The following is a 9,020-nucleotide window of genomic DNA, read 5'->3' as shown; positions in this document are numbered from 1 at the left end:
AGCGGTAGCGCGCTTCCCTGACACGGAAGAGGTCACTGGTTCGATCCCAGTATCGCGCACGGACTTTTGATTTTCGGATCAAGATTCACAAATGCGGACATAGCTCAGCTGGTAGAGCGCAACCTTGCCAAGGTTGAGGTCGCGAGTTCGAACCTCGTTGACCGCTCCAAAACAAAAAAGAGAATCACTCCAAGTGATTCTCTTTTTTGTTTAAGGTCACAGCACCAACACGCCCGGGAATTCCCAGACTCTTCCATGCAGACGGAATTCGTTTTAGGGTGGACAACAGTTGTGGAGCTAAAAGGGTTCCCACAGTCGAATGGAGGTGCAGCATGGCAGGATTTGATGATCTGCGTGGCAAGGCAGAGGAATTCGCAAAGCAGAACCCGGATCAGGTCTCAGAAGGTATTGAGAATGTCGGCAATTTTGTCGATGACAAGACCGGCGGCAAGTTCGAAGGACAGGTCGACGGTGCCCAGCAGGGTGCTAACGACTTCCTTGGCGGACTTGGCGGCAACGCTGAGCAAAACGAAGGACAGAACAACGAGGGCTAATCCCCTATTGTTCGTGCTTCGGCCTTGACCAAGCATCCTGGAAAGGTACCGACAGACTGTTGGTACCTTTCTTGCTTTAATAACGAATAACTTCATCTCGTGCCTGACCTGACAGAATGTCCCTATGACCGAACGCACCGATACTCACGTCAATGGCTTGGCTCAAGCGATCATCGCTGGCCTAGTGACCACAATGGTCGGATTCATCGCATCCTTTGCCGTGGTACTTGCGGGGCTTTTCCAGGTCGGTGCGACCGAGAGTCAGGCCGCATCCGGATTACTGATCCTCTCCCTGGGCGTGGGGCTGTGCAGCATCATACTGTCATTAAGACATCGCATACCGCTAACTATTTCTTGGTCTACGCCGGGCGCTGCAATGCTCGCGGCACTGGCTCCTGGCGCATTTAGCTTCGAGCAGGCAGTCGGTGCATTCATCGTGGGCGGGGTGCTGATCATGGCAACCGGCCTACTCCCCTTTTTACAGCGCTTACTGACTCACATTCCGGTGCCGATCGCTCAGGGAATGCTCGCAGGCGTATTGCTTCCGCTGTGCCTGAAACCACTCACCGCGCTTAGTACGATACCGGTCCCCGCGTTCGGCATCCTACTGGTGTTTCTCCTCGGACTCAGATTTTTGCCTAAATTTGCGGTAGTCCTGAGCATGCTGGCGGCGGTGTGCTTTGGGCTGTGGCATATTGCCGGGACAAATGCATGGGCGAAATTGGAACTGCTTCCGACTCTGGAGTGGGTAAGCCCGGAATTTTCTTGGGCGGCGATTGTGAGCATTAGCGTGCCGTTGGTTATCGTGACCATGGCTTCGCAGAATATCCCGGGGGTGGCGGTGGCCAAATCCTTCGGGTACACCGTGCCGTGGCGTTCCTCAATGTTGCTCACCGGTGCTGGAACTGGTGTGAGCGCGTTTTTTGGTGGGCATGCGATCAACTTGGCGGCGATTACCGCGGCCTTGGCCTCCGGGCCCGAAGCGGGAGTGGATCCGTCTAAGCGCTGGCGCGCGGCGGTAAGTTCTGGAGGCTTCTATCTCTTATTCGCGGTGTTTAGCGCGCTAATTGTTTCTGTGGCGAGCGCATCGCCGGCAGGGTTGTTCCAGGCAGCGGCAGGATTGGCTCTTTTGGCCACCCTCACGCAGTCATTACTCGGTGCGATGCACGATGTGCAATGGCGTTTGAGTGCGTTGGTGACGGTGCTGGTAGCCGCCGGTAATGTCACGTTGCTGGGGGTTGGCGGTGCATTTTGGGCGCTGCTGGCCGGGCTGTTAACGCACTTCATCGTCGAGCGTGGCGCTCGACGATGAAGTAGGAAAATTCTTGAAACTCAGCCGTGCTTAGAGCGCGGGCTCGCCAACCTGCCCCTCACGGGCTAGAGCGGTCAAACGAGAGACGGCGCGGTAGTACTTCTTCTGGTAACCGCCGGCCATCATTTCTGCGGTGAACAACTCGCTAAATGGCTTGCCGGAGGCCACGATCGGCACGTCCTTGTCATATAAGCGGTCAGCGAGGACCACAAAACGCAAGGCGATCGACTGATCGGTGATGGTGTGCACGTTGTGCAAGACCAGCGCATCCGTTTCCGCCAGTAGCTGGCGGTAGCGCGATGGGTGGACCTTGTGCAGGTGAGCCACTAGTTCAGCGAAGCCATCAACCGCCAGGGTTGCCTCTGGGTAACGCTCGGTGGCAAAGTCCTCGATGGCCGAATCATCCAACGGCTGCGGTGCGTCGGGCAGGCCACGGTGGCGGAAGTCGACACCGTCCACGCGGTGCACGTCAAACTGCTCCGAGAGGGTTTTGATTTCACGTTGGAAATCCACGGCGGCGAAGCGGCCCTCGCCGAGTGCGCCAGGAAGCGTATTGGAGGTCGCCGCCAGTTTTACTCCGGCGTCGGAGAGTTCGCGCATCAGCCGAGACATCAGCACGGTGTCTCCTGGATCGTCGAGCTCAAACTCGTCGATGCAGACCAGCTTGTATTCGCTGAGCACCTCTACGGTGCGACGGAAAGACAGGGCGCCGACCAGGTTGGTGTATTCCACGAAGGTGCCGAAGGCTTTAGGGCCCGGGCTAGCGTGCCACAGCGAGGCGAGCAGGTGGGTTTTGCCCACACCAAAGCCGCCGTCGAGGTACATGCCGTTTTTGGCAGTGGTTTTTTTCCCGAAGAGCTTGGAGAACAGCCCACCACCGTTGTTTTTACCCACTGTTTGCGCGAAGTTGCTCAGTTTGCTGACCGCTTCGGCCTGAGAAGGCTGGTTAGGGTCCGGACGGTAGGTGTTAAAGGACACCTCACCAAAACGGTAGGACGGGTGGAAGCCGGCCAACAGTTCATCGACCGAGAGGTTCGGTGTGGTCTGTGTCAGGTGAATGATCTTGGCCATACGTTCGGTGGTGTCCTTCAGTTCGACGTGCGGGTGATGAATTGGGTCTACTACCTGCGGCCCATCGGCCAGTTTACCTTGGCGAGGGCTCGAAGATGGAGAAGAATGTCGCACCCCACACGATTGTTTGCACTTCGGTACTAGGCTAGAAAGTGAGAATGTGGCTGGCGCCCGCGCGCCAGCGGATAAAAACGCAAGACAAGGAATGTGATCACGCATGTCATTACCGCTGGAGAACAACCCAAACTACGCGCAGTATGCCCACCCCGAACGTCTGGTATCTACCGACTGGTTGGCAGCAAATCTGGGTGCTAAGAACCTGGTAGTGCTCGAATCCAACGAAGACATTTTGCTCTACTCCACCGGGCATATCCCCGGTGCGCTGAAAATCGATTGGTTCACCGAGCTGAACGATGAGGTCACCCGCGATTACGTGGAGGGTGAGGCCTTTGCCCAGCTCATGGCCGCCAAGGGCATTAGCCGTGATTCGACCGTAGTGATTTACGGGGACAAGTCCAACTGGTGGGCCGCCTACGCGCTGTGGGTATTCACCCTCTTTGGCCACGAAGATGTGCGTTTGCTTGATGGCGGACGTGACAAGTGGATCGCCGAGGGTCGCGAAACCTCCACCGAGAAGCCAGCGGTCACCGCCACCCAATACCCGGTGATCGAACGCGACGACAGCGTGATTCGCGCCTACCTGCCACAGGTGCTTGAACACCTGGGCAACCCGCTGATTGATGTGCGCTCCCCTGAGGAATACACCGGCGAACGTACCCACATGCCAAATTACCCCGAAGAGGGTGCGATGCGCGGCGGGCATATTCCGACCGCCGCCTCGGTGCCGTGGGGTAAAGCTGCCGCTGCCGATGGCACATTTAAGTCACGCGCCGAATTGGAAGCGATTTACTTCGAAGAAGCCGGATTGAAGCCAGGCGACGACGTGGTGGCCTATTGCCGTATTGGCGAGCGTTCCAGCCACACCTGGTTTGTGCTCAAGCATCTGTTGGGTTTTGAGTCCGTACGAAACTATGACGGTTCGTGGACCGAGTGGGGCAACGCGGTAGGTGTGCCTATTGTGCGCGGCGAGGCCAATGGCGAACTACCTGCTAAGCGCGGAGCTCGCGCATGAGCGCGCTAAACCCGGCGCTGGCAGAAATCGTCGAGGAGTTCAGTGAGGTTCCTGAAGCCGACAGGCTGGAACTGTTGTTGGATTACTCGCGCGAGTTGCCCGAGCTGCCACCGCATTTGGCCGAGCATCCAGAACTTTTGGAACAGGTGGTGGAGTGCCAGTCGCCGCTGTTTTTGATCGTCGAGGTGGGCGCGGATCAGGTGGTGCGCTTGTTCTTCTCCGCTCCCCCGGAGGCGCCGACTACTCGTGGTTTTGCTTCCGTGCTTGCCGCCGGCCTAGACGGGTCTTCTGCCGAGGAAATCTTGGCCGTTCCTGAGGACATGCCTGCCCGATTGGGCTTGTCCCGTGCATTATCCCCGTTGCGGATGCGTGGGATGAGCGCGATGCTTGGCCGGATTAAGCGTCAGGTCACCGAACAGTTGGCCGCCGCGTAGCGGTTGGCATACGACGGAAACGAAAATAGTTCGTGGCGAAAAAATCGAAGGCCGCTTCCACTCCGGCAACCGCCGCCTTGGAAGCGGCCGACATTACCTATGTGGCGCATAGTTATACGCATAGTGATTCGGCGCAAAGTTACGGCGCGGAAGCTGCCGCGCAGTTGGGCGTTGATGCTCGGCGGGTGTTTAAAACACTGATGGTGTCCACCGGCGCGCGGGCCAGCGAGGAGTTGGCCGTGGCGATTGTCCCGGTGGATTCGACGTTGGACCTGAAATCCGTGGCAGCGGTTTTAGGCGCTAAAAAGGCGCAGATGGCAGACAAAGACGCCGCGCAACGGCGCAGTGGTTATGTGCTGGGCGGGATCTCACCATTCGGCCAGCGCCAAATTTCCCCGACGGTAATCGACGCCAGCGCGGGGCAGTTTGAAACCATTTTTATTTCCGGTGGACGGCGCGGGTTCAGCCTTCAACTAGCCGCCGATGATGCGGTAAAAATCTTGAACGCACTGGTCGTACCAATCGCGAACTACCGCTGAGCTTCTATTCGCCGGGTGAGGAATTCACGGATTGCAGCGGCGAAACCCTGCGGGTCACTATTTGGTTCCCGGGTATGCCCGGCACCGGAAAAGACTCGCAGGGTGACCAGATCTGGACGTAGGGCAGCAAGTTTGAGACTCGGACCGTAGGGCACAAACTGGTCATCTTTACTGTGCATGAGCAGGGTCGGATGGTGTAACTCGGCGGCCCGGTCCACCCAGTTGAGCCTTTTGAGATTCACCGGTGCGGCGAGCCCGGTGGCCCAACGCCCTGCCCTATTTGTCAGGAGCCACCCGGCAAAACGCCCCACAGTTTGCGGGATTTTATTTAGTCTTGCCTGGTGCGAGATGACATCAACCCAGTTGATCACCGGTCCCACGAGCATCAGCGAGTCGATGTGAGCAGCCAGCGCCGAGCGATCCGCGGTTTGCAGAGCGATTGCCCCGCCCATGGACCAGCCCAAGAGCATAATCTGTGTGGCCCCGTGGTTCCGGGCGTAGCGCACCGCCGTTTCCACATCCTGCCATTCGGTATCCCCTAGCCCGTAGCGCCCATCGACCGCGTTGGGGGCAAGTCCGTCGTTGCGGTAACTCATCAGCAACACGGTTGCGCCCAGCTCGGTGAGCACCGGTAGTGCGCGGATGGATTCGGTACGCTTGGCGCCGCGTCCATGCACCCCGATCACCCAGAGATTCCGCGCGGTGGTGCCCGGAATCAGCCATGCCGGTCCGGGTCCCACAGCCAAGTCAAGGGTGATGTCTTCGGCGTCAAAACCTGCATCTTGCGGGTGTTCATAGATGGCCCCGGAAAGATATCCCCGACGCACTCCATCCAGGCTACCGCGATAGATTTGTTCGAGTTTGCGGGCTACTAGCCGAGGCTTCTCGGGTACCGGGCGCGGAGCCGATAGCCGGGCCACGCAGGCTTCATCCTCGGCGATGAGCATGCACGCGCCAGGATCGGCGGTGTCTGCGCCGCGGGTGAAATGCAACCAGATTTGCCCTTCCTCGTCGGTGACGATGGCGCGAATAAGCGCGTTGCCCGTGCGTCGTTCTTCCGGGGTGACCATGCGCCGGGCAAAATATCCCGCCAACGCCGAGACGCTGGCGGCAAATACCGAGCCCGCAGCAAGTCCCAGGGAGACGCCCAATAGCGTGGCGGGCAGGGTTTTGCGCGGTTCTAAGGTGTCGACAATGTTTCGAGCCATGTGCCCATACTCTCAAATGAACGCTCGGGAATCATCTCGCCATTCAAATCGTTGTGTCCTATATGACTGAAGATTCAAAGAAGACAGAAATCGACTGGCAGCAAGTTCTTTCTCCGCAGGAGTTCAACGTCTTGCGCCAGGCAGGCACGGAACGTCCTTTTACCGGTGAATACTGGGACACCACCACACAGGGCGTGTACTCCTGCCGGGCTTGTGGCGCTGAGTTGTTTGCCAGTGACACGAAGTTTGACGCGAGCTGCGGTTGGCCCTCGTTTTACGCACCGCTAGCGGAGGACCGGGTGCGTTATATTACCGATGAGACGATGGGCATGAAGCGCGTTGAGGTGCGCTGTGCCAACTGTGATTCGCATATGGGTCACGTCTTTGAGGGAGAAGGTTTTAAAACACCCACCGATCTGCGGTACTGCATGAACTCGCTGAGCTTGAGCCTGCGGGAAACACAGGGCTAAAGCCTCTGACCGTCGTGGGGTGCACCTCACCCTTAGCATTAGAAATGCTTATCCATAGCTGATCGAGCATTACTAATGCTGTTCTTTGGGCGTAGCGTGATAGCTAAGCAACGTACCGACCACAGAATCTCAAGAGGTGCCCCACGATGACTCAGCTCCAGCACTCCCCACGCGCCACCGCGGACCAGCTCGTTTCCCATGACGCATGGCTGTCTTTGAAAGCCTGTGCCACGCAATTCCAGAGCCTGCAGTCCAAAGACGGTTCGCTCTCCGATCCAGCAACACGCGGCGAAGCCAGCGAATTGATTGCCCGCATCGTGGCCGCACTGGAAGAACTCCTGCCATACTTCGCGCATGATGAGGCCTACCTCCGCGCACTCATCGCGGACCTGACCAAGTGGGAAAGCACCGACTTCGGGGTCCCTGACTTTTTGGATGCACTACTTCAGTTCCAACCTCAAACCCAGCGTGAAGACGGACTTCCGCACTTGGTGCTCTTCCCGATGTACACGCAGAACGGCTCGACCAACCGCTATCTCGAAGCCGTGCTGGTTCAGGTCATGTGGCCTGACTTTATCTCCGAGCTCGAAGCCAACAGCTACACTAACGCGCTGTTCGTACCACTGCGTTTCCTCGACTTCACCGCCGGATACGACACCAACTCCGCGGTGCTCTTTCCAGAATCCGTAGCTATTCGCGAAACCCCGTCATTTACGTGGGGCGCCATCTTCCAAGACCGAGAGGCCGCACGTTTTCGCAAGGTGCTCAAGGAAGCCGCCGCGATCACCAACCTACAGTTACCTGACGACGCGGCAGAACTCCTTAGCGACCAGCAGTTAACCGAAGAGACCTTCATTATGTGGGATCTGATCCACGATCGCACCCACATGCGCGGGGACCTGCCATTTGACCCGTTCATGATCAAACAGCGCATGCCTTTCTTCCTCTACTCGCTCGAAGAGTTGCGTTGCGACCTGACCGCATTCCGCGAATCTATGAAGATCGCGAGCGACCCGAAAAGCGACCCAAAGGCCGCTAAGACCGCCAAGCTAGTGCAGTACGCGGTGATCTTCGACCGGATCTTCCGCTTTGCCATCACCGGCTCGCGGGTCCGTAACTACGACGGACTCGGCGGCCAGCTATTGTTCGCCTGGATGCACCAGCACCACGTTTTGCACTGGACCGACACCAAGCTGAGCATCGATTGGGATCAAGTACCAGAAATCGTTGCGGCCTTGGGGGATGCGATCGATGAGCTGTACTGGAAATCGATCGACCGCCCAAAGCTTGCGCACTGGCTGGCCGCCTATGAATTGGTCTCTTCCACGGTGACCCCGAACCCCGCCTCGGTGTGGGCTAAGGGCCCTGACGCGCTGCCACTGACTGCCCCACTGCGCGAAATCACCGACCAGGTCATGGACGACGAGTTCCCTCTGTCGATGTTCTACGAAGCGCTAAACAAGAAGATGGCCGCTGTGATCGACTCAACCCGTGGCATGACCGGCGCAACAAGCATCTAGGATCGGTTTTATGAGCAAAGTAGAAAATAATCGACTGGTACTGATTGCCGGGGCCACCTCGGCTGCAGGAGTCGCCGTGGCACGTGAACTTTCCGATGCCGGGGCGCGTGTTTTAGTGGTCGGCAGCAATACCGAACGCTTGGAAGAGCGCCTCGGGTTTGCTACCTCACGCTACGTCTGCGATCTCACTGATCTGCAGGCAGTAACCGCCCTTGGGGAGCAAGTACACGCGGAGCATGGAGCAATCGATGTTTTATTGCATCTGGTGGGCGGCTGGCGCGGCGGTAAATCGATCATCGGACAGTCCGACGCCGACTGGGATTTTCTGCACACCAGCGTGATGACTACCCTGCGCAATACGACTCGGGTGTTCGTCGATGATCTGGTCGCTTCAAGCGCGGGCCGTCTGGCAATTGTCAGCGCGCAGGCGGTCACGAATCCGACGCCTTCCAACGCCAATTATGGTGCGGTTAAAGCCGCGGCAGAGCACTGGGTTAACGCCATCGCAAGACTGTTCAGCAAGCAGGCTCCACAAGCGGCGGCGCTCAGTTGGGTTGTCAAAGCATTGAGCGACATGTCGGCTACCGAGGCGCCAGCTGGCCACACTCCCGTGGCGATTCTGGCCGCGGCAGCCGTTGAACTACTGAACGCGGACCCGGCAGTAGTCAACGGTCAACGCGTGCCATTGGCTACCGCCTAAGCAGGATCCAACGGTGGTGGTGTAGCGTTTTTAAGTGAGCACACCACCACCTACGTACCACCAGCAAAAGGACTCAAAAC

Annotated in this window: 10 protein-coding genes and 1 tRNA gene; 9 read left to right on the top strand and 2 right to left on the bottom strand. The window is 58.1% G+C overall.

Annotated features, from left to right (window positions below):
• The first annotated feature begins 93 nt into the window (after positions 1 to 93).
• The 3 genes from IEX04_RS11210 (at position 94) to IEX04_RS11200 (ending at position 1,866) form a co-directional block, all read left to right on the top strand.
• Positions 94 to 169: transfer RNA gene (locus IEX04_RS11210), tRNA-Gly, on the top strand.
• Positions 170 to 332: 163 nt separating this feature from the next.
• Positions 333 to 554: an antitoxin gene (locus IEX04_RS11205; protein WP_096253833.1), complete on the top strand. Its 222-nt coding sequence runs from the start codon at positions 333 to 335 to the stop codon at positions 552 to 554.
• A gap of 124 nt (positions 555 to 678) precedes the next feature.
• Positions 679 to 1,866, top strand: coding sequence for a benzoate/H(+) symporter BenE family transporter (locus IEX04_RS11200; RefSeq protein WP_188685785.1), 1,188 nt, complete (start codon positions 679 to 681; stop codon positions 1,864 to 1,866).
• Between the two features lie 30 nt (positions 1,867 to 1,896).
• Here the strand turns inward: IEX04_RS11200 and zapE are convergent, their stop codons facing one another.
• Positions 1,897 to 2,937, bottom strand: coding sequence for a cell division protein ZapE (gene zapE / locus IEX04_RS11195; protein WP_188685875.1), 1,041 nt, complete (start codon positions 2,935 to 2,937; stop codon positions 1,897 to 1,899).
• Positions 2,938 to 3,154: 217 nt separating this feature from the next.
• Between zapE and IEX04_RS11190 the strand changes: the two genes are divergently transcribed.
• Genes IEX04_RS11190 through ybaK form a run of 3 tightly spaced genes read left to right on the top strand, consistent with a single transcriptional unit; the run spans position 3,155 to position 5,042 of the window.
• Positions 3,155 to 4,069, top strand: a complete 915-nt coding sequence (locus tag IEX04_RS11190; protein ID WP_096253836.1) for a sulfurtransferase — start codon at positions 3,155 to 3,157, stop codon at positions 4,067 to 4,069.
• Entirely contained in the window at positions 4,066 to 4,503 is a 438-nt protein-coding gene (locus IEX04_RS11185) for a SufE family protein (protein ID WP_096253837.1), read from the top strand. The genes IEX04_RS11190 and IEX04_RS11185 overlap by 4 nt, the downstream gene beginning before the upstream one ends.
• 32 nt (positions 4,504 to 4,535) lie before the next feature.
• Positions 4,536 to 5,042 (top strand): Cys-tRNA(Pro) deacylase, encoded by a 507-nt coding sequence (gene ybaK, locus IEX04_RS11180; protein ID WP_188685784.1) that lies wholly within the window; start codon positions 4,536 to 4,538, stop codon positions 5,040 to 5,042.
• Here the strand turns inward: ybaK and IEX04_RS11175 are convergent.
• Positions 5,033 to 6,250: an alpha/beta hydrolase gene (locus tag IEX04_RS11175; protein WP_188685782.1), complete on the bottom strand. Its 1,218-nt coding sequence runs from the start codon at positions 6,248 to 6,250 to the stop codon at positions 5,033 to 5,035. The genes ybaK and IEX04_RS11175 overlap by 10 nt on opposite strands.
• 62 nt (positions 6,251 to 6,312) lie before the next feature.
• Here IEX04_RS11175 and msrB point away from each other — a divergent pair, with 62 nt between their 5' ends.
• The 3 genes from msrB to IEX04_RS11160 all read left to right on the top strand — a co-directional run bounded on the left by msrB (position 6,313) and on the right by IEX04_RS11160 (position 8,940).
• Complete coding sequence (gene msrB, locus IEX04_RS11170; RefSeq protein WP_096253853.1) at positions 6,313 to 6,720, top strand: peptide-methionine (R)-S-oxide reductase MsrB; 408 nt, start codon at positions 6,313 to 6,315, stop codon at positions 6,718 to 6,720.
• A gap of 146 nt (positions 6,721 to 6,866) precedes the next feature.
• Positions 6,867 to 8,240, top strand: coding sequence for a DUF6421 family protein (locus IEX04_RS11165; protein ID WP_188685781.1), 1,374 nt, complete (start codon positions 6,867 to 6,869; stop codon positions 8,238 to 8,240).
• Between the two features lie 10 nt (positions 8,241 to 8,250).
• Positions 8,251 to 8,940, top strand: a complete 690-nt coding sequence (locus IEX04_RS11160) for an SDR family NAD(P)-dependent oxidoreductase (RefSeq protein WP_096253841.1) — start codon at positions 8,251 to 8,253, stop codon at positions 8,938 to 8,940.
• The last annotated feature ends 80 nt before the right edge of the window (positions 8,941 to 9,020 follow it).

Source organism: Glutamicibacter ardleyensis, from assembly GCF_014644555.1.
Taxonomy (GTDB): Bacteria; Actinomycetota; Actinomycetes; order Actinomycetales; family Micrococcaceae; genus Glutamicibacter; species Glutamicibacter bergerei.
This window is presented reverse-complemented; position numbering and strand designations above follow the sequence as displayed.